Origin of the sequence: Rhodanobacter sp. C03, assembly GCF_002001175.1 — a bacterium.
Lineage (GTDB): Bacteria > Pseudomonadota > Gammaproteobacteria > Xanthomonadales > Rhodanobacteraceae > Rhodanobacter.
Genome location: NZ_MUNT01000007.1, coordinates 102,389 through 122,297, shown reverse-complemented (window position 1 = coordinate 122,297; position 19,909 = coordinate 102,389). Strand labels below are relative to the sequence as shown.

The following is a 19,909-nucleotide window of genomic DNA, read 5'->3' as shown; positions in this document are numbered from 1 at the left end:
GCCCAGGCCACTGTCTCCGTCAAACCATGGACGTACTTGATGAATAGCCCATCCACAGGGACCCAAACGCTGCTGGTCACCGGCGGCGCCGGCTTTATCGGCGCGAATTTCGTGCTGCAGGCGGTGGCCGATGGCCTGCGTGTGGTCAATCTGGACAAGCTGACCTATGCCGGCAACCTGGATACGCTCAGCTCGCTGAAGGAGGCCTCTGCTCACACGTTCGTGCAGGGCGATATCGGCGATCGCGAGCTGGTGGCGAAATTGCTGGCCGAGCACCGTCCTGATGCCATCGTGAACTTCGCCGCCGAGTCGCACGTGGATCGCTCGATCGACGGGCCTGCCGAATTCGTGCAGACCAATGTGGTCGGCACCTTGGGCCTGCTCGAATGCGCGCGCGACTACTGGCGCGGACTGGAAGGTGCCGCGCGTGACGCGTTCCGCTTCCTGCACGTGTCGACCGACGAGGTGTACGGCTCGCTCGGTGCCGAAGGCAAGTTCACCGAGCAGACGCCGTACGCGCCGAATTCGCCGTACTCCGCCTCCAAGGCAGCGTCCGATCACCTGGTGCGCGCGTTCCAGCATACCTATGGCATGCCGACGCTGACCACCAACTGCTCGAACAACTACGGGCCCTACCAGTTCCCGGAAAAGCTCATTCCGCTGATCATCCAGAAGGCGCTCGCCGGCGAACCGCTGCCGGTCTACGGCGACGGCCGGAACATCCGCGACTGGCTGTTCGTGGGCGATCACTGCAGCGCGATCCGGTGCGTACTGGACGGCGGTCGCGTCGGTGAAACCTACAACGTGGGCGGCAATGCCGAGCGCGAGAACATCGCGGTGGTGAAAACGATCTGCGCCCTGCTTGATCAGCGCCGCCCGTTGCCCGACGGCCGTGTCCGCGAGTCGCTGATCACCTACGTCAAGGATCGCCCCGGCCACGACCGTCGCTACGCGATCGACTCCAGCAAGCTGCAGGACGAGTTGGGCTGGCGGCCGTCGCAGACGTTCGAAAGCGGCATCGCGCAGACGGTGGACTGGTATCTCGCCAACCAGTCGTGGAGCCAGCGTGTGCTTGATGGCAGCTATCGCATGGAGCGTCTGGGATCATGAAGGACGTGCTGATGAGCACCACACAAAAAGGCATCATCCTCGCCGGCGGTTCCGGCACCCGGCTTTATCCGATCACCCGCGCGGTCAGCAAGCAGCTGCTGCCGGTGTACGACAAGCCGATGATCTATTACCCGCTGGCCACGCTGATGCTGGCCGGCATCCGCGAAATGTTGATGATCAACACGCCGCACGAGCAGGAAATGTTCCAGCGCCTGCTTGGCGACGGTTCACAATGGGGTATCGACATTCAATACGCCGTGCAGCCGTCGCCGGATGGACTGGCGCAGGCGTTCACCATCGGCCGTGATTTCGTCGGCGGCAAGCCCAGCTGCCTGGTGCTCGGCGACAACATCTTCTACGGCGTCGGCCTGACCGAGCGACTCAGGCGCGCCGCCTCGCGCGATCACGGCGCCACCGTGTTCGGCTATTGGGTGAAGGATCCGGAGCGCTATGGCGTGGCCGAATTCGACGCTGCCGGCCGCGTGATCGGACTGGAAGAAAAGCCGGCCCAGCCGAAGTCGAACTATGCGGTCACCGGCTTGTACTTCTACGACGGCCGCGTGTGTGATTACGCGGCGGCGCTGAAGCCTTCGCCACGCGGCGAACTCGAGATCACCGATCTCAACCGTTGCTACCTCGATGACAATTCCCTGCATCTGGAACAGCTCGGCCGCGGTTTCGCCTGGCTCGACACCGGCACACACGACTCGCTGATGGAAGCGGGCAACTACATCGAGACGATCGAGAACCGGCAGGGCCTCAAGGTGTGCTGTCCGGAAGAGATCGCCTACCTCAACGGCTGGATCGATACCGAGCAGTTGCTGGCGCTGGCCGCACCGCTGGCCAAGACCGGTTACGGCCAGTATCTGCAGCAATTGACCAGGCAAGGCCCCGTACGATGAAAGTGATAGACACAGGACTGTCCGGCGCGCTGATCCTCGAACCGCAGGTATTCGGCGACGCCCGCGGCTTCTTCTACGAGAGCTACAACCAGGCGAAGTATCGCGAGGCTGGCATCGATCACCACTTCATCCAGTCCAACGTCTCGCGCTCGGCCCGTGGCGTGCTGCGTGGCCTGCATTACCAGTGGCCGAACCCGCAGGGCAAGCTGGTCAGCGTGCTGGAAGGCGAGGTGTATGACGTGGCGGTGGACATCCGCCGTGGCTCGCCGACGTTTGGAAAGTCGTTCGGCGTGATGCTGACCGCCGACAACCATCGCCACTTCTGGGTACCGGAAGGTTTTGCACACGGCTTCTGCGTGCTGTCGGAATTCGCCACCTTCACTTACCAGTGCACCGCGCTGTACGACGCCAAGGCCGACGCCGGTATCCGCTGGAACGATGCCGATCTCGGCATCGACTGGCCGCTCAGCGCACCGCTGCTGTCCGACAAGGACGGCAAGACACCGCTGCTGAAAGACGTCGCCCCTGAGCGATTGCCGATTTTCGTGGCATGAGGCTCCTGCTGCTCGGCGCCAATGGCCAGCTCGGCCGCACGTTTCTCGAGCACGCCGGCCTGAATGCACGCGGCGAAGTCATCGCGGCCAGCCGCGACGGCATGCTGACGACGGGCGGCCGCGGCGAGATCGCCGATCTTGCCGAACCGACCAGCCTGCCCGTCCTGCTCGACCGCGTGCGGCCCGACGTGATCATCAATGCCGCCGCCTATACCGCGGTCGATCGGGCCGAGCAGGAAGAGGCGCTCGCCACCCGCGTCAACGGCGAAGCGGTAGGTGTCCTCGGTGCATGGGCCGCGGCGCACGATGCGCTGGTGATGCATTACTCGACCGACTACGTGTTCGACGGCAGCCAGTCGCAACCGTATGCCGTCGATGCACCCACCGGCCCGCTGGGTGCCTACGGCCGCAGCAAGCTGGCCGGCGAACAGGCCCTGCGCGACAGCGGCGCGCATCATCTGACGCTTCGCACCGCGTGGGTGTACGCCGCGCACGGCCACAACTTCCTGCGCACCATGCTGCGGCTCGGCGCCGAGCGTGAGGAACTGCGCGTGGTGGCCGACCAGCACGGTGCACCGACCGACACCACGCTGATCGTCAACGCCAGCGTGGCGGCGCTCGATCGCTGGCAAGATGCCGATGCTGCCCGGCGTCGGCAGCTCAGCGGTACTCACCACCTGGTCGCCAGCGGCGCCACGACATGGCATGGCTTCGCCAGCGCGATCTTCGAGCAGGCCGCCGCGCAGGGGCTGATCCCACGGCAACCGCACGTGGTTCCGATCACCAGCGCCGAATTTCCCACACCAGCGGTGCGTCCCGCGTGGTCGCTGCTGGACAATCGCGGCTTCCAGCGGCACTTTGACTATCCGCTACCCGATTGGCAGCACGGACTGGGCGAGGTCATCCGCCAGCTGATCACTTCAGGATCCTGAGTCATGTTGATACCCCTCATTCTCAGTGGCGGCAGCGGCACCCGCTTGTGGCCGGTATCGCGCAAGAATCTGCCCAAGCAGTTCCTCGCGCTGGCTGGCAAGGGTACGCTGTTCCAGCAGACCATCGCGCGCACCCGCCAGCTGCCGGACATCGCCGCGCCGATCGTGGTGGCCAGCGAGGACCATCGCTTCCTCGCCGCCGACCAGTTGCTGGAAGCGGGTATCGACGACGCCACCATCGTATTGGAGCCGCTGGCGCGCAACACCGCGCCGGCGATTGCGCTGGGTGCGCTGCAGGCGCTTGCACGCAATGCCGATGCGATGCTGCTGGTGCTGCCGGCCGACCACCTGATCGGTGACACCAGCGCCTTTGTCGACGCGGTGAAGCAGGCCATGCCGCTCGCCGCGCAAGGCTGGCTGGTCACGTTCGGCATCCGTCCGGATCGCCCGGAAACCGGTTTCGGCTATATCCGCCGCGCCGAGGCGATCGGCAGCGATGGTTACCGGGTGGAGCAATTCGTCGAGAAGCCCGACCTGAGCAAAGCCGAGGCGTACCTCGCCGATGGCGGCTACGACTGGAACTCCGGCATGTTCCTGTTCAAGGCCTCACGCTATCTGGAAGAACTGACCGCGCACGCGCCAGCGATGCTCGCTGCCGTGCGCGAGGCGCATGCCAAGGCGTCCGCCGACCTGGATTTCGTGCGCATCGACCGCGATGCGTTCGCACTGGTGCAGGACGATTCGATCGACTACGCGGTGATGGAAAAAACCCAGCGCGCCGCGGTGATCCCGGTCAGCTGTGCGTGGAGCGACATCGGTTCGTGGTCGGCGCTGTGGCTGACCGGCGACAAGGACGCACAGGGCAATCTGTGCGAAGGCGACACGATGGCGATCGACACGCACCATTCCTTGCTGCGTTCCCACGACCGCCATCTGATCGCCACCGTCGGCGTCGACAACCTGATCGTGGTGACCACACCCGATGCCACCCTGGTGGCTCATCGCGACGCCGCACAGGACGTCAAGAAAATCGTCGAGCAGCTCAAGGCCGCCAACCGCAGCGAACATTCACTGCATCGGGTGGTGCATCGGCCGTGGGGCAGCTACGACTCACTGGAAGCGGGCGAACGCTTTCAGGTCAAACGCATCGTGGTCAAGCCCGGCGCCAGCCTGAGCCTGCAGAAACATCATCATCGTGCCGAACACTGGATCGTGGTCTCCGGCACCGCCGAAGTCACCTGTGACGACAGGATATTTTTGCTCGGCGAGAACCAGAGCACCTATATCCCGCTCGGCAGCAAGCATCGCCTGCGCAATCCCGGCAAGGTCGCGCTGGAACTGATCGAGGTGCAGTCCGGCAGCTACCTGGGTGAGGACGACATCGTGCGCTTCGACGATGTCTACGGCCGCGCCTGAACCACTGAATGTCCCAATAAAAAAACCGCGCTGATTGCGCGGTTTTTTTATTGGGTTTCACGGCGCCGCTTATTCCACCGTGACTGATTTGGCCAGGTTGCGTGGCTGATCGACGTCGGTGCCGCGCAATACGGCGACGTGATAAGCCAGCAGCTGCAGAGGTACGGTGAATACCGCCGGCGCAATGAAGCTGCCGCCGGACTCCACCCGCAGCATCACGCCGTGACCGGCCATGTCGTCCATGCCGGCGGCACCATCGGCGAACACGATCAGGCGGCCGCCGCGGGCACGCACCTCCTGCAGATTGGACTTGAGCTTGTCCAGCAACGGGCCGTTCGGCGCCACCGCCACTACCGGCATGTCCTCGTCGACCAGCGCCAACGGGCCATGCTTGAGTTCGCCAGCCGCATAGGCCTCGGCGTGGATGTAGGAAATTTCCTTGAGTTTCAACGCGCCTTCCAGCGCAACCGGATACTGCGCACCGCGACCAAGGAACAGCGCGTGCTGACGATGGATGAATTCGGCCGACAGCTCGATGATCGCCGGTTCCAGCTTCAGCGCGCTCTCGATCGCGCGCGGCAGATGCTGCAGTTCGGCGCAAAGCACCGCATAGCGCTCCGGATCGAGCCCGTTGCGACGCGCCAGTTCCAGCGCCAGCAAGGCCAGCCCGGCAAGCTGAGTGGTGAATGCCTTGGTGGAGGCCACACCGATCTCCGGGCCGGCGCGGGTCATCAGCTTCATATCCGCTTCGCGTACCAGCGAGGATTCGGGCGAATTGCAGATCACCAGCGTGCCGAGGTAACCGCGGCGCCGCGACTCGCGCAAGGCGGCCAGCGTGTCGGCGGTTTCGCCGGACTGCGAGATCGCCACAAACAAGGTGTCAGCTGGCACCACCGCCTCGCGGTAGCGGTATTCGCTGGCCACTTCCACGCTCACCGGAAGTCGTGCGTATTCCTCGATCCAGTACTTGGCGACCAAGCCGGCGTGGTAGCTGGTGCCGCAGGCAATGATGTGCAGGCCACGCGTACGCTGCAGCAAGGCGTCGCTGTCGATGCCGAAAATGTTCGGCAACACGCCATGCGGGCCGATGCGCGCCTCCAGTGTGTCGGCCACCGCGCGCGGCTGCTCGAAAATTTCCTTCTGCATGTAGTGGCGGTACTCACCACGTTCGACGGCGTCGGTGGACAGCTCACTTTCATGCACCGCGCGCTCGACCGGATGCCCGTCGAGCGTGTAGATCTGCATGCTTTCACGGCTGATCTCGACCACATCGCCTTCGTCGAGATAGACCATCTTGTTGGTGACCTGGATCAGCGCCTGCGCATCCGAGCCGAGGAAGTTCTCGCCAATGCCGAGGCCAACCAGCAGCGGCGCACCACGACGCGCCCCGACCACCCTGCCGGGCTCGTCATGACTGATCACGGCAATCGCGTAGGCACCTTCCAGCTCGCGCACGGTGACCAACACCGCCTCGCGCAAGCCCATGCCCTGGTTCATGCGTCGATCGATCAGCGCCGCCATCACTTCGGTGTCGGTTTCCGAGGTGAACACATGCCCGCCCGCCTGCAGTTCGGCGCGCAGGCTGACGTAGTTCTCGATGATGCCGTTGTGCACGATCGCGACGCGACCGGCCACATGCGGATGCGCGTTCGCTTCGCTGGGCACGCCATGGGTAGCCCAACGGGTATGCGCGATGCCGGTGCCCCCGGGAAGCGGATCGGCAAGATACAACGCCTCCATCTCGCGCACCTTGCCCTTGGCGCGCACGCGCCGGATCTCGCCCGGGCCAAGCACGGCCACGCCCGACGAATCGTAGCCACGGTATTCCAGCGCCTTCAGGCCGGCGATCAGCAATGGGGCGACATCACGCTGGGCAGCGGCAGCAACAATTCCACACATGGCAAAGCTTCCTTATGCTGGATGTGGAGCTCCGGGCTCCGACACGAGAGGTCATCTTGACGAGGCTGCATTACTGCAGGCTTTCATGACCCACCGGTTGATGCGACTGCAATGCCTCTTAGTTCACCTTGCGCCGCAGATAGTTCAACAGGTCGATACGGGTGATCAGGCCCAGGAATTGTTCGCCATCCACCACGATCGCCACGTGCCCGCGCTCGAACACCGGCAGCAGCGCCTCGATCGGCTCGCTCACCGCGAGCATCTGCAGGTTGGTCATCATGGCGGTGGAAACCGGGTCGCGAAAACGCGTTTCGTCGGCATGCACATGCATCAACACGTCCGATTCGTCGACGATGCCGACCAGCTTGTGGCCATCCATCACCGGCAGCTGCGACACGTCATACAGTTTCATGCGCGTGTAGGCAGTGATCAACAGTTCGTTCGGGCCGATCACCACGGTGTCGCGCTGCGCGAACGGGCGCAACAGCAAGTCGCGCAGGTCGCCGTGCGGTTCACGCTCGAGGAAGCCGTTGTCGAGCATCCAGTAGTCGTTGTACATCTTCGACAGGTACTTGTTGCCGGTGTCGCAGACCAGGGTCACCACCCGCTTCGCTCTGGTCTGTTCGCGGCAGAATTTCAATGCCGCCGCCAGCAGTGTGCCGGTCGACGAACCACCCAGGATGCCCTCTTTCGCCAGCAACTCGCGCGCCGTCAGAAAGCTCTCCTTGTCGGAGATCGCATAGGCTTTCTTGACCCGTTTGAAGTCGCTGATGCCGGGCAGAAAATCCTCGCCGATGCCTTCGACCATCCAGCTGGCGGACTTGGTCGAGAGCGTGCCCTCGTTGATGTACTGAGTGAGGATCGAGCCGACCGGATCGGCCAGAATCAATTCGGTCTGCGGCGAATGCTCGGCGAAATATTTGGACAATCCGCTCAAGGTGCCGGACGAGCCACAACCGACCACGATCGTGTCGACCTGACCATCCATCTGTTCGAGGATTTCCGGGCCGGTGGTCTGGATATGCGCGGCCGGATTGTCCGGATTGCCGAACTGGTTGATGAAATAGGCGCCGGGTGTTTCACGCGCGATGCGCTCGGCCATGTCCTGGTAGTACTCGGGGTGACCCTTCGCCACATCCGAGCGGGTCAGCACGACTTCGGCACCCATCGCCTTGAGGTTGAAGATCTTCTCGCGGCTCATCTTGTCCGGCACCACCAGGATCAGCCGGTAGCCTTTCTGCTGCGCGACCAGCGCCAGCCCCAGGCCGGTATTGCCGGCAGTGCCTTCGACCAAGGTATCCCCCGGACGGATGCGGCCATCCTTCTCGGCGCCCTCGATCATCGACAGGCCGATGCGATCCTTGATCGAGCCACCGGGATTCGCGCTCTCGAGCTTGAGGAACAATTCGCACGGCCCGGTATCCAGGCGCTGCGCGCGCACCATCGGGGTACGTCCGATCAGTTCGAGGACACTCTGGTGGACCGTCATGGGGGCTCCGTGGCAAGGGGTGCCAGTCACGCGAACGCATCGACCGGCCAGACCAGCATGATAACCGAGCCACCTGTCAGCGGCCGAAAGCGCCGCGGCCCCGGTCCCCTTTCCCGTGAACAGGAAAGAGGCCGGGGCCGCGTGTCACGTCAAACCGCAGGTTCAGTGGATCTGGTGTGCCCGATCCGCCCACATGCGTTCGAGTCGTGCCTTGGCGAGCAGCTTCTCCTTCTTCATGCTGGCCAGGGTGAAATCATCAATGGGTAATACACCGATGTCGGCGTCGTGCACCTTGCTGTCGAGCTGCCTGTGATGCTGATACAGCCGGCGGAACTCGGCATCGGCTTTCATCAATGCCTCGACATCTTCACGTTGCTGGTTTTCAAACATGATCCGACCTCCTCACGAGTGGGTGTGCGGGGCCCCGGCAAGGACTTCCGCAGACAATTGAACGCATGCGCACAACCACGCCCCGCGCCGGCATACCGGTACACGGGAGGAGAAGAAAACGGGGAATGAGTGCATGGTTCAGGTCAGTGACCCATGCGGCAGGAATGCCTCATGGGACTTCGACCCTACTCCCCCGATCCGGGGGACGCAAGCCTGTCGAACACGCTTGCGCCGATCGCCTTGATGGGGATGAAAAAGCTGTCAAAACAGCCTTTTACGCCAACCTAACCAATGCCCGCGACGCCCCCGCGCTGGCTGCACGCAGAGGGCAGCCAGCAGCGAAAAGAGCCGCGGGCTGACGTTCAGGGTTGGCCGTCAGGCTTCTTCTTGCTGGATTTTTTCGGCTCGGTCGCCGGACTGCCATCCTGCATCTGCGAGCGCATCGCCTTGGCGGCCTCGGCGGCCAGTGAAGCTTCGTGGCGGGCGGCCTTGGCCACCTTGGCCTGCGCGGCAGCGAGCTTCTTCGCCTGCTCGGCTTCGGCACGCGCCTGATCGGCCGCCTGCGAATACGCCTGGCCCTGCTCCTGCGCCCGCGCGGCCTCTTCCTGCGCCAGCTGGGATTGCAGACGCTGGCGCTCCAGCTCGCGGCGCGCGATCTCCGTGTCGCGGCGGCTGTTGTCGAGCAGGATCTGATCGTGTTCGCGATCAAGCTGGGTCAGCTTGATCTGGGCGTCCTGCAGCTGCGCGGCGGCCTTGGCCAGATCCACGCGCCGCTCTGCCAGATACAACGCATGGGCCCGATCATGCCGGCCGGCCTGCGCCAGCCGGTTGATCGCATCGCGCGCGCGCGCCTGCTCGGCCTGTGCATAGCTGCCCAGGCTGGGGTCGTTGGCGAGCTGGTCGAGGCTGCTGCTCAGACGACTGATGTCGATATCGTCCTGCCGGGCGTGCGCCGTACCGAGGGTGGCAAGTGCCAGTACGATCGCGGCAAGCGTGATGGTGAACCGCTTCATGGCTGGCCTCCCGGGGTACTGGAGCTTGAGGCTGGAGTACTGGAGCCCGCAGCTGGTTGCTGGCTGTTGTCGGGCACGGTCTGGAAACCGCTACCCGACGGTGGTGCGGACAACGCCGACGAGGCCGGGGCCGGCATGTCCTCGGTCGGCGCCGGATTGGATGGCGCGGCGGCCGCCGCGGCATCTTGCTGCTTGGCGGCCGCCTCGGCCTGCTCGCCTTCGGCGCGCAGGCTGGAATTTTCCTGCACCTTGCTCTGGATCTGCGCGCGTGCCGCGCCGAGCCGCGCCTTGGCTCGTGCCAGCTCGGCATCAGCGCGCGACTCCTCGGCCAGGCTGGCTGCATCGGCATATTTGCGATCGGCCATCGCCGACTGCGCCTGCTGGAACTTGTCCTGGGCGAAGCCCAGATCGACCGGTGCATAATCGGCCGCGCCCGCATCACGGGCCGCCTGCAGCTGCGTCTGCGCCATGTTCATCGAGTCATCGGGCGGAGGCACCGAGGCACAGCCCGCCAGCACCAGGGTCAGCGCCAGAGTGGCAGCAGTCGCACGGATGGGGCCAGCAAGCCGGATCCGCTGAAAAAAGATGTGCACCGTCACAATCCTCATAGTGTGTCGCGGCGTATTGTGGGCAGGCATAATCCATCATTGCAACGCGCATTTTCGGAAACAGGGGGATTTCGTGGATATCGGTTACTTCCTCAAGCTCATGGTAGACAAGGGCGCGTCGGACATGTTCCTGACCACCGGCGCCCCGGTGAACATCAAGGTCGAGGGCAAGCTGTATCCACTGGGCAATACTGGCCTGCCGAGCGGCATGGTCAAGAAAATCGCCTACTCGCTGATGGACGAGGGCCAGGTACCGCAGTTCGAGCGCAACCTCGAACTCAACATGGCGCTGGCCGTAAAGGAAGCCGGCCGCTTCCGCATTAACGTGTTCAAGCAGCGCGGCGAAGTGGGCATGGTGATCCGCGCGATCAAGAGCGAGATCCCCAGCGTCGACCAGTTGCAGCTGCCCAGCATCTTCCGCGACCTGATCATGGAGCCACGCGGGCTGATCCTGGTCGTAGGCGCCACCGGTTCCGGCAAGTCGACCACGCTGGCGGCAATGATCGACCAGCGCAACACCCACTCGCCGGGCCATATCCTCACCATCGAGGACCCAATCGAGTACCTGCACCGGCACAAGAAGTCGATCGTGAACCAGCGCGAGGTGGGCCTCGACACCCACAGCTACCACGAGGCGCTGAAGAACGCGATGCGCGAGGCGCCGGACGTGATCATGATCGGCGAGATCCGCGATACCGACACGATGGAGGCGGCGATCGCGTTCTCCGAGACCGGTCACCTGTGCCTGGCCACGTTGCACTCCAACAACGCCGACCAGACGCTGGAGCGCATCCTCAACTTCTTCCCGGAGTCGGCGCACAAGAACGTGCTGATGAACCTGGCGCTGAACCTGCGCGCGGTGATCAGCCAGCGCCTGGTGATTGGCAAGGACGGACGGCGCATTCCCGCCGCCGAAGTGCTGCTGAATACCCCGCTGATCCGCGACATGATCCGCCGCGGCCAGATCCACGAGATCAAGGAAGCGATGGATCGCAGCCTGCAGGAAGGCATGCAGACGTTCGATCAGTCGCTGTACCGGCTGTACAAGGACGGCCGCGTGGAACTGGAGGAAGTGCTCAACAAGTCCGATTCACGCGACGGCCTGGCGCTGAAGATCCGGCTGGCCGAAGGCGGCAGCAGCGATCAGGAACTGGTCGGCAACGATCCGTACGGGATGGGCTTCTAGAGTCAAGGAGTGAGAGAAGGCACAGCCGTCTCGCTCTGCTCACTTCTCATCGCTCACTTCTCGCTCTTCGGCGCGTCCGGCTGCGCTTCCGGCGCGGCACGCTGGAACGCTTCCAGGTCGTTGCACGCCTGACAAATCCGGCGCAGCGTGGGGTAATCGTCCAGCGGCAACTTCCAGCGCAGCGCGTTGTAGAACTGCGGCACCAGACAGGCGTCGGCCAGACCCGGCGTGTCGCCGTGGCAGTAGCGGCCGGTCGCGGCATGATCGGCCAGCATCGCCTCCAGCGCCTTGAAGCCGCTGGCGATCCAGTGCCGCGACCACTCGCCACGCTGTGTTTCATCTGCGCTGAACTGCGATTCGAGCTGTTGCAGCACCCGCAGATTGCCCAGTGGATGGATGTCGCAGGCGACCACCATCGCCAGCGCGCGAACCCGTGCACGCCCCCGCGCATCGACCGGCAACAGCGCGGTTTCCAGCTCCGGGTGTATATCGTCGAGATATTCCATGATCGCCAGCGACTGGGTGATCACGCGGTCGCCGTCGAGCAGGCACGGGATCAGCCCCTGCGGATTGACCGAACGATAGGCCGCCGCGTGTTGCTCGCCGCCATCGCGCACCAGATGTACCGGCCGCGATTCGTAACTCAAGCCCTTCAGATTCAGCGCAATGCGCACGCGATAGGCGGCGCTGGAGCGCCAGTAACCGTAGAGCACCAACCCATTGGCCATGATCGTCCCCCTGCACGAAGCTGCCAGTTTAATCGCAGTTTGGTCCGGACAGATCGCCGGCGGCAATGCCTCTTCCGACGGGGCGCCGTTTGCATCGACGGGTGGGTCGCCGGACAATAGGCGGTTACCGCCAGCCATGGCGACCACAACCCATTCCTGCAATCCCATTACTACCGGAGTTCTGCCGTGTCAGTCATCCGCATGAGTGACCTCGATTTGCGCGACCAGCGCGTCCTGATCCGCGAGGATCTGAATGTGCCGATCGACGACCACGGCCAGATCACCTCGACCCAGCGCCTCGACGCCGCCCTGCCGACGATCCGGGCCGCCCGCGATGCCGGCGCAAAGGTGCTGGTGCTGTCGCACCTGGGCCGGCCAAAGGAAGGCCAGTTCGACGCTGCATCCTCGTTGGCGCCGGTCGCGCAGTGGCTGGGTGGCAAGCTTGGCTCGCCGGTACGGCTGGTGGCCGACTACCTCGACGGCGTCGAGGTGGCCGCGGGCGAAGTGGTGCTGCTGGAAAACTGCCGCATGAACGTCGGCGAGGGCAAGGACGACGAGACGCTGGCGAAGAAGTACGCCGCACTGTGCGACATCTTCGTGATGGATGCGTTCGGCACCGCACACCGCGCCCAGGCGTCCACCCATGGCGTGATCCGGTTCGCGCCGATCGCCGCTGCCGGCCCGCTGCTGTCGGCCGAGCTGGACGCGCTGGGCAAGGCGCTGGAGCATCCGGCGCATCCGTTGCTGGCGATCGTCGCCGGCTCCAAGGTCTCGACCAAGCTGACCCTGCTGGACAATCTGATCGGCAAGGTCGACCAGCTGATCGTCGGTGGCGGTATCGCCAACACGTTCATCGCCGCGATGGGCCACTCGATCGGCAACTCGCTGTACGAACCGGACCTGATCGATGCGGCGAAGAAAGTACTCGCCGACGCGAAGCGCCGTGGCGCTCTGGTGCCGATGCCGGTCGATGTGGTGGTGGCACCGGCGTTTTCCGCTCAGGCGCCGGCCACGGTGAAGCCGGTCGACCAGGTCAACGACAACGAGATGATCCTCGACATCGGTCCACAGACCGCGCAGAGCTATGCCGAGCTGATCGCCAAGGCCGGCACGGTGGTGTGGAACGGTCCGGTCGGGGTGTTCGAGTTCGACGCGTTCGGCAAGGGCACCGAAACGCTGGCACGCGCCATCGCCGCCTCGCCGGCGTTCTCGATCGCAGGCGGTGGCGACACGCTGGCGGCGGTGGACAAGTACGGCATTGCGGACGATGTCTCGTACATCTCCACCGGCGGCGGCGCCTTCCTCGAATTCCTCGAAGGCAAGGAACTGCCGGCGGTCACCGCACTGAAAGCACGCGCGCTCAAGTAATGCTCTGCCTGTTTGATCTCGACGGCACGCTGATCGATTCCGAGCACGGCATCATCGCCTGCGTGAAACATGCGTTGGCGAAGCTTGACGTGCCAGCGCCGACGCAGGAGGAACTCCGTGGATGGATCGGGCCGCCGCTGCGGCACAGCTTCGCGCCACTGCTGGATCACGACGCCGCACGGATCGAGGCGGCGGTCGATCACTACCACGAGCGCTTCCATACCGATGGCTGGCGTGAACACGACATCTATCCTGGTATCGAATCGCTGATCGAACGACTGCTCGACGCCAGGCACCGGCTCGCCGTGGTTACCAGCAAGCCGCAGCGACATGCCGCACCGATCATCGCGCACCTGCCGTTCGGCGATGCGTTCCTGCGCCTGTACGGACCTGATCCGAGCAGCGCGCACAGCGAGAAGGCCTCGATGATCGCCGCCGCGCTGGCGGACTTCGACGCCAGGCCAGAAGACACCGTGATGATCGGTGATCGCCGTTTCGATATCGAAGGCGCGGTGGCCAACCATGTGCGCGGCATCGGCGTGTTGTGGGGCTTCGGCAGCCGTGCGGAACTGGAACAGGCCGGTGCCAGTGCGATTGCCGCCACGCCGGACGAACTGGTCGGCTTGCTGACGACCTGACTGCTTTCCGCGCGCAATAAAAAGCCGCGGCATCCCGCGGCCTTTTATTGCCAGTCAGGGCTTCGCTCAGCGAATGACGCGCTTCACCGCATCCACCACATGCGCCACCGTGAAGCCGAAGTGCTCGAACAACTGCGGTGCCGGCGCCGACGCACCGAACGTGGTCATGCCGACGACTTCGCCGTCCAGGCCCACGTACTTGCACCAGAAGTCGGCCGTCGCCGCTTCCACCGCCACGCGCGCGCGGCACCAGCCGGGCAGCACGCCTTCGCGGTATTCCAACGGTTGTGCGTCGAACACCTCGGTGCACGGCATCGACACCACGCGTGCCGCGATGCCTTGCTGGGCCAATGCGCGCGAAGCCTCCATCGCCAGCTCCACTTCCGAGCCGGTGGCGATCAGGATCGCCTGGAACTTTGTGTCCAGCGGATCGGAGAGCACATAGCCACCGCGCATGATGTCGGCGACCTGCCGTTCGTCGCGCTGCTGATGCTTGAGGTTCTGCCGCGAGAAGATCAGGCACGACGGCGCGCCCTTGCGCTCGATCGCCGCCTTCCATGATGCGGCCGATTCCACCGCATCGCACGGACGCCACAACTGATTGTTCGGGATATAGCGCAGCGAGGCCATATGCTCGACCGGCTGATGGGTCGGGCCGTCCTCGCCCAAGCCGATCGAGTCGTGGGTGTAGACATGGATAGCATGCGCCGGGATCAGCGCGCTCATGCGCACCGCGTTGCGTGCGTAGTCGGAGAACACCAGGAAGGTAGCGTCGTACGGAATGAAACCACCGTGCAGCGCCAGGCCATTCGCGATCGCGGTCATGCCGAACTCGCGCACGCCGTAATAGACGTAGTTGCCCTTGCCGTCCGCGCTGTTGCCGTTGGCGGCATCCAGACTGCCCTTCCACTTGGTCAGGTTGGAGCCGGCCAGGTCGGCCGAGCCGCCGATCAGTTCCGGCAGCAGCGGACCGAACGCATCCAGCGTCATCTGCGAGGCCTTGCGCGAGGCCACGTCCGGGCCTTCCGCCTGCAGCTTGGCGATATATGCCTGCGATTTGGCAGCCCAGTCGGCTGGCAGCTCGCCGGCGAGACGACGCTTCAGCTCGGCGGCCAGCTCCGGATGGGCCACGGTGTACGCCGCAAGCGCCTCGTTCCAGCTCTGCTCGCGCTTGGCCCCGGCCGCCTTGGCATCCCAGCCGGCGTAGATCTTGGCCGGGATCTCGAACGGGGCGTAGTTCCAGCCCAGCTGCATGCGGGCGGCGGCAATCTCGGCCTTGCCCAGCGCTGCGCCGTGGCTTTCTTCCTTGCCCTGCTTGTTCGGCGCACCGAAACCGATGATGGTCTTGGCGCAGATCAGGGTGGGCTTGTCGCTCTGCGCGGTCGCGGCGGCAATCGCCTTCTTCACCGCCTCGGCGTCATGGCCGTCGACACCACGGATCACGTTCCAGCCGTACGCCTCGAAGCGCGCCGGCGTGTCGTCGGTGAACCAGCCATGCACTTCGCCGTCGATCGAAATGCCGTTGTCGTCGTAGATCGCGACCAGCTTGCCCAGCTGCCAGGTGCCGGCCAGCGAGGCAACCTCGTGCGAGATGCCTTCCATCAGACAACCGTCGCCGAGGAACACGTAGGTGTGGTGATCAACGACCGCGTGACCCGGGCGGTTGAAGTGCGCCGCCTGCACCTTCTCGGCTAGCGCAAAACCCACGGCATTGGCCAGACCCTGGCCGAGCGGGCCGGTGGTGGTTTCCACCCCGGGGGTTTCGCTGGCTTCCGGATGGCCGGCCGTCTTCGAGTGCAGCTGGCGGAATCGCTTGAGCTGCTCGATCGGCAGGTCGAAGCCGGTCAGGTGCAGCAAGGCGTACTGCAGCATGGAGCCGTGACCGTTGGAAAGCACGAAACGGTCGCGATTGGCCCACTTCGGATTCGTCGGGTTGAACTGCAGGAAGTCGTTCCACAGCACCTCGGCGATATCGGCCATGCCCATCGGCATGCCCGGATGGCCGGAATTGGCCGCCTCCACGGCGTCCATGGCAAGGGCGCGCACGGCGTTGGCGAGTTCGCGGCGGGTGGTCATCAGGTGTTCTCCGGGGGCAGGCGTCGGCGAAAAGCGGGCATTGTCGCCGATCACTGGGCATCTGTCGCCCGAAGTTCGGAGCGGGATACCGCGGTGCCGTGCCATCGGTGACTTGATGTTAACCACGGCTTAATTTTGAACCTGCCGGTATTGAAACTCTTCACATTCAACCCGCTCTAATGCCTCGGCACAGCTACACAGCAGTGCGCCCTCTGCGTCCAACCGAACCCCCGGAACGCTGATGGACCAAAAAAATAATGGAGTACCCCCGATGAAAAAGACATTGTTCTCGATTGCCTTTGTTTCTGCCGGTCTGGCCTTGGCTCCAGCGGCGTTCGCGCAGGATGCTCAACCGAGCAGCGGCGGCAACTACCAGTCCAGCCAGCCCGTGGGCAGCGGCAACTGGCTGATCGACCTTAGCGCCGGCCGCACCGATGGCTACAGCCAAAACAGCAATTTCGGCAGCGGCTTCGGCAATGGCTCCGGCAGCCTGTTCAGCAACAAGAACGGTCGCCGCACTGGCTACAGCGTGCTTGGTGGTTACCGCTGGAAGGCGGGTTCGGATCTGGGCCTGGGTCTGGAGGCTGGTTACACCGACCTGGGCAATTACAAGCTCAGCAATCTGGGCAACAACGGATCCGTCAATCAGAGCAGCACGCAAAACGCGCTGCGCGGCTGGATGCTGGGCGGTAACGGCCGTATCAACTTGCTGCCGCAGTGGTATCTCAGCGCGCATGCCGGCTACTTCCATGCCAACAACAACGGTGGCGCGTACAACAGCACCCTCAATCAGGATCTCTTCCATGGTGGCGACAGCGGCGGCTACTACGGCGGCATCGGCACCGGTTGGGATATCAACCAACACTTCGGTGTGGGCGTGAAGTACGACTACTTCCACGTGTCGGCCGGCAGCATTCATGACGTACCGACAAACGCCGACTTCGCCGTGCGTCGCTCGACCGGCATCGTTTCGGTGGACGCCGAGTACCGTTTCTAAGCATCGCTTTCACTTCACGACATCAGCAACATTGAGTCACACGGGCGCCTTCGGGCGCCCGTTTCCTTTTCAAATTCATGAATTTGCCGCAAATATTAATTCAAGCTTAATACTATACTGATGAGTATTGAATCTTTGCCAGGCAGCTCCATCTAAGTGCCAGTGCTTGCCTGACTTCGGTTCGGCCACACCCGGCGTCGCGCCCATTTCCCCAACCGGCCGGCGACCGTTCCAGTCATAACAGGAGAATCTCCATGAAAAAGACCCTACTTGCTCTCGCCCTTGCTGGCGCCGGTGTACTCGCCATCCCTGCTGCGTTCGCGCAGAACGCGCCCGCCGACAACGGCGGCTGGTTCGTCAATGGCAACGTCGGCCGTACCGCCATCAATCAGGGCCCGTACGACAACGGCCATGACACCGGGTATGCGCTCAACGGTGGCTACCGCTGGTCGCTGGCGCCGAACTTCTCCCTCGGTGGCGAAGTGGGCTACAACGACCTGGGCAACATCCGCGCCCACAACATCTTCAACAGCCAGTCGGTGATCGCCCCGGGCAAGTCCCAGCTGCACGGCTGGACTGCGGGCGCCAATGCCCACCTGAATCTCAGCCCGAACTGGTACCTCAGCGGCCGCGCAGGCCTTTATAGCTGGACCGGCCACGGCATGAGCAATGACGTCAATCCGGTCAACAAGGGCCTGAATGACAACAGCTGGTACGGTGGCGCCGGTGTGGGCTACAACGTCACCAGCAACCTCAGTGTCGGCCTGAACTACGACTACTTCGACGCGAAGAAGCACAACGTCGACCTGAGCACCGACATGGTCTCGGCCAGCGCGGAATACCGCTTCTGATCGATTGATCCATGGTCTGCAACTAAAACGGGCGCCGCAAGGCGCCCGTTCTTTTTCTACCTCAGCATGCCTGGATGCCTGCAGAGTGCGCTTCCGCGCGATCAGCCCTTCCACTGACCCAGTGCAGCCAGGCCATTGTCGCGCGCGCGGGCGTGCACGGTCTTCTGTGCGTCGGCGTAGTTCGCCTTCATGTCCTTCGCCCACAGCTTCAGTGCCGCCTGCTGCATGGCGCGACCGTAGGAGAACGACAGCGGCCACGGATGCGGACCGATCTGGTTCATCGCGTTCAGATGTGCAGTGGACTGCAAGTCGGTCTGGCCGCCGGAGAGGAACACGATGCCCGGCAGCGACGCCGGCACGGTGGTCTTGAGCACGCGCACGGTGGCCTCGGCCACTTCCTCGACGTCGACCTGCTCGTCCGAATCCTTGCCCGGAATGACCATGCTGACCTTCAGGATGGTGCCTTCCAGCATCACGTTCTGCTCGTACAACGCATTGAACAGGCTGCGCAGCACGGCTTCGTGCACCTCGTAGCTGACTTCGATGCTGTGGTCGCCGTCCATGATCACCTCGGGCTCGACCATCGGCACGATGCCCGCTTCCTGGCACAGCGCGGCATAGCGGGCCAGCACGTGGCAATTCGCTTCGATCGCGGTGGAGCTGGGGTTGTCTTCGCTGATGTTGATCACCGCGCGCCACTTGGCGAACTGCGCGCCCAGCTTGGCATATTCCTGCAGGCGCTCGCGCAGACCGTCCAGGCCTTCGGTGACCACGTCACCCGGGAAACCGGCCAGCGGCTGCGGGCCCTTGTCGACCTTGATGCCCGGGATGATGCCGAGCTTCTTCATCAACGTGGTGAACGGCACGCCGTCCTTGGTCGACTGGCGGATCGTCTCGTCGTACAGGATCGCGCCGGAGATGTGCTCGTTCAGGCCCGGCGTGGTGAGCAACAGCTCGCGGTAGGCGCGACGGTTTTCCTCGGTGTTCTCGATGCCGACGGCCTCGAAGCGCTTCTTGATGGTGTTGGTCGACTCGTCGATGGCGATGATGCCCTTGCCGGGCGCGACCATCGCCAGGGCGATGCTTTCGAGATCTTCAATACTCATGACGACTCCGTATAGCGAGGCAATCGCAGCCCACGCAAAGATTGAAGCCGCCTCGGGAGCGAAGCGGCATGGTTCAAAGCGTCAATTATAGGCCAGTTTGGCCAGACTGACGTGCGGCCCGCGCGAGCGTCTGATCAATACCGATTCAGGGTGCGTAGCCGGGCAGCTTGCATGCATCCATCAGCTGCTGGCGCTGCGCCGGGTCCGCAGGCGCATTGAACACCACGGTGTAATAAGTGGACACCGGCTGGCCGATACGGTTGCTCAGCGACGGACCATAACGAAAATTGGCCACCGCACTGCGCGCGGCCGGACCCAGATCGCTCTTGGGTACCAGCTTGGCCACCTGCACATCCAGCGGCACGCCGTCGGAGCCGACCGTGTAGGTCACCGCGGCGCAACCGGGCTTGTCCAGATTCAGCCCGCTGTTCGGCGCATCCATCTGCACCTTGGGGTTGATCTGGATCCAGTAGCGGTAGAGGTCCTGCTGGTCGACCTTGTGCGCCTGATCCTGCGCCAGCAGCGTTGCCATGAAACCCATTGTCAATGCCAGCAACAGGCCTTGGCGAAGCGGTCGAAACATCGTTTTCATGGCGATCTCCTGTGCGGACTACGGCAAGATCAGAGTGTAACCGGCCGGTGCGCC

The 19,909-nt window shown here is 63.9% G+C and carries 19 protein-coding genes; 10 read left to right on the top strand and 9 right to left on the bottom strand.

Annotation, left to right across the window (positions count from 1 at the left end):
* The first annotated feature begins 39 nt into the window (after positions 1-39).
* The 5 genes from rfbB to B0E48_RS12850 are packed head-to-tail and all read left to right on the top strand — an operon-like array spanning position 40 to position 4,914.
* On the top strand, positions 40-1,110 hold the full coding sequence (gene rfbB, locus B0E48_RS12870; RefSeq protein ID WP_077518548.1) for a dTDP-glucose 4,6-dehydratase: 1,071 nt from the start codon (positions 40-42) through the stop codon (positions 1,108-1,110).
* A gap of 11 nt (positions 1,111-1,121) precedes the next feature.
* Positions 1,122-2,012 carry a glucose-1-phosphate thymidylyltransferase RfbA gene (rfbA, locus tag B0E48_RS12865; RefSeq protein WP_077518682.1) on the top strand — a complete coding sequence of 297 codons (891 nt, stop codon included), beginning with the start codon at positions 1,122-1,124 and terminating at the stop codon, positions 2,010-2,012.
* Positions 2,009-2,566 (top strand): dTDP-4-dehydrorhamnose 3,5-epimerase, encoded by a 558-nt coding sequence (gene rfbC / locus B0E48_RS12860; protein ID WP_077518547.1) that lies wholly within the window; start codon positions 2,009-2,011, stop codon positions 2,564-2,566. The genes rfbA and rfbC overlap by 4 nt, the downstream gene beginning before the upstream one ends.
* Positions 2,563-3,498, top strand: a complete 936-nt coding sequence (rfbD, locus tag B0E48_RS12855; protein ID WP_077518546.1) for a dTDP-4-dehydrorhamnose reductase — start codon at positions 2,563-2,565, stop codon at positions 3,496-3,498. The genes rfbC and rfbD overlap by 4 nt, the downstream gene beginning before the upstream one ends.
* 3 nt (positions 3,499-3,501) lie before the next feature.
* Positions 3,502-4,914 (top strand): mannose-1-phosphate guanylyltransferase/mannose-6-phosphate isomerase, encoded by a 1,413-nt coding sequence (locus tag B0E48_RS12850; RefSeq protein WP_077518545.1) that lies wholly within the window; start codon positions 3,502-3,504, stop codon positions 4,912-4,914.
* 69 nt (positions 4,915-4,983) lie between these two features.
* Here B0E48_RS12850 and glmS read toward each other — a convergent pair whose 3' ends face one another.
* The 5 genes from glmS to B0E48_RS12825 form a co-directional block, all read right to left on the bottom strand.
* Positions 4,984-6,813, bottom strand: coding sequence for a glutamine--fructose-6-phosphate transaminase (isomerizing) (glmS, locus tag B0E48_RS12845; protein ID WP_077518544.1), 1,830 nt, complete (start codon positions 6,811-6,813; stop codon positions 4,984-4,986).
* Between the two features lie 118 nt (positions 6,814-6,931).
* Positions 6,932-8,302, bottom strand: coding sequence for a pyridoxal-phosphate dependent enzyme (locus B0E48_RS12840; protein WP_077518543.1), 1,371 nt, complete (start codon positions 8,300-8,302; stop codon positions 6,932-6,934).
* Positions 8,303-8,464: 162 nt separating this feature from the next.
* Positions 8,465-8,692, bottom strand: a complete 228-nt coding sequence (locus B0E48_RS12835; protein ID WP_077518542.1) for a YdcH family protein — start codon at positions 8,690-8,692, stop codon at positions 8,465-8,467.
* 362 nt (positions 8,693-9,054) lie between these two features.
* Complete coding sequence (locus tag B0E48_RS12830) at positions 9,055-9,705, bottom strand: hypothetical protein (protein WP_077518541.1); 651 nt, start codon at positions 9,703-9,705, stop codon at positions 9,055-9,057.
* Positions 9,702-10,298 carry a DUF4398 domain-containing protein gene (locus B0E48_RS12825; protein WP_254423959.1) on the bottom strand — a complete coding sequence of 199 codons (597 nt, stop codon included), beginning with the start codon at positions 10,296-10,298 and terminating at the stop codon, positions 9,702-9,704. The genes B0E48_RS12830 and B0E48_RS12825 overlap by 4 nt, the downstream gene beginning before the upstream one ends.
* 88 nt (positions 10,299-10,386) lie before the next feature.
* Between B0E48_RS12825 and B0E48_RS12820 the strand changes: the two genes are divergently transcribed.
* Complete coding sequence (locus B0E48_RS12820) at positions 10,387-11,499, top strand: PilT/PilU family type 4a pilus ATPase (protein ID WP_077518539.1); 1,113 nt, start codon at positions 10,387-10,389, stop codon at positions 11,497-11,499.
* Positions 11,500-11,552: 53 nt separating this feature from the next.
* Here the strand turns inward: B0E48_RS12820 and maiA are convergent, their stop codons facing one another.
* Entirely contained in the window at positions 11,553-12,227 is a 675-nt protein-coding gene (maiA, locus tag B0E48_RS12815; protein ID WP_077518538.1) for a maleylacetoacetate isomerase, read from the bottom strand.
* Positions 12,228-12,413: 186 nt separating this feature from the next.
* On the opposite strand from maiA, the gene B0E48_RS12810 reads away from it, so the two are divergent.
* Both B0E48_RS12810 and B0E48_RS12805 read left to right on the top strand, forming a co-directional pair.
* Positions 12,414-13,595, top strand: coding sequence for a phosphoglycerate kinase (locus B0E48_RS12810; protein ID WP_077518537.1), 1,182 nt, complete (start codon positions 12,414-12,416; stop codon positions 13,593-13,595).
* Positions 13,595-14,233 carry an HAD hydrolase-like protein gene (locus tag B0E48_RS12805; protein ID WP_077518536.1) on the top strand — a complete coding sequence of 213 codons (639 nt, stop codon included), beginning with the start codon at positions 13,595-13,597 and terminating at the stop codon, positions 14,231-14,233. The genes B0E48_RS12810 and B0E48_RS12805 overlap by 1 nt, the downstream gene beginning before the upstream one ends.
* 66 nt (positions 14,234-14,299) lie before the next feature.
* Here the strand turns inward: B0E48_RS12805 and tkt are convergent, their stop codons facing one another.
* A complete protein-coding gene (gene tkt / locus B0E48_RS12800) occupies positions 14,300-16,309 on the bottom strand; it encodes a transketolase (RefSeq protein ID WP_077518681.1) in 2,010 nt (669 codons plus the stop codon).
* Positions 16,310-16,580: 271 nt separating this feature from the next.
* Here tkt and B0E48_RS12795 point away from each other — a divergent pair, with 271 nt between their 5' ends.
* Together B0E48_RS12795 and B0E48_RS12790 are read left to right on the top strand one after the other, a co-directional pair.
* Positions 16,581-17,306 (top strand): hypothetical protein, encoded by a 726-nt coding sequence (locus tag B0E48_RS12795; RefSeq protein WP_077518535.1) that lies wholly within the window; start codon positions 16,581-16,583, stop codon positions 17,304-17,306.
* Positions 17,307-17,560: 254 nt separating this feature from the next.
* Positions 17,561-18,157: a porin family protein gene (locus B0E48_RS12790; RefSeq protein WP_174566743.1), complete on the top strand. Its 597-nt coding sequence runs from the start codon at positions 17,561-17,563 to the stop codon at positions 18,155-18,157.
* Positions 18,158-18,258: 101 nt separating this feature from the next.
* Here the strand turns inward: B0E48_RS12790 and B0E48_RS12785 are convergent, their stop codons facing one another.
* Together B0E48_RS12785 and B0E48_RS12780 are read right to left on the bottom strand one after the other, a co-directional pair.
* Positions 18,259-19,263, bottom strand: a complete 1,005-nt coding sequence (locus B0E48_RS12785; RefSeq protein ID WP_077518533.1) for a class I fructose-bisphosphate aldolase — start codon at positions 19,261-19,263, stop codon at positions 18,259-18,261.
* Between the two features lie 145 nt (positions 19,264-19,408).
* On the bottom strand, positions 19,409-19,855 hold the full coding sequence (locus B0E48_RS12780; protein ID WP_077518532.1) for an energy transducer TonB: 447 nt from the start codon (positions 19,853-19,855) through the stop codon (positions 19,409-19,411).
* Positions 19,856-19,909 lie beyond the last annotated feature (54 nt).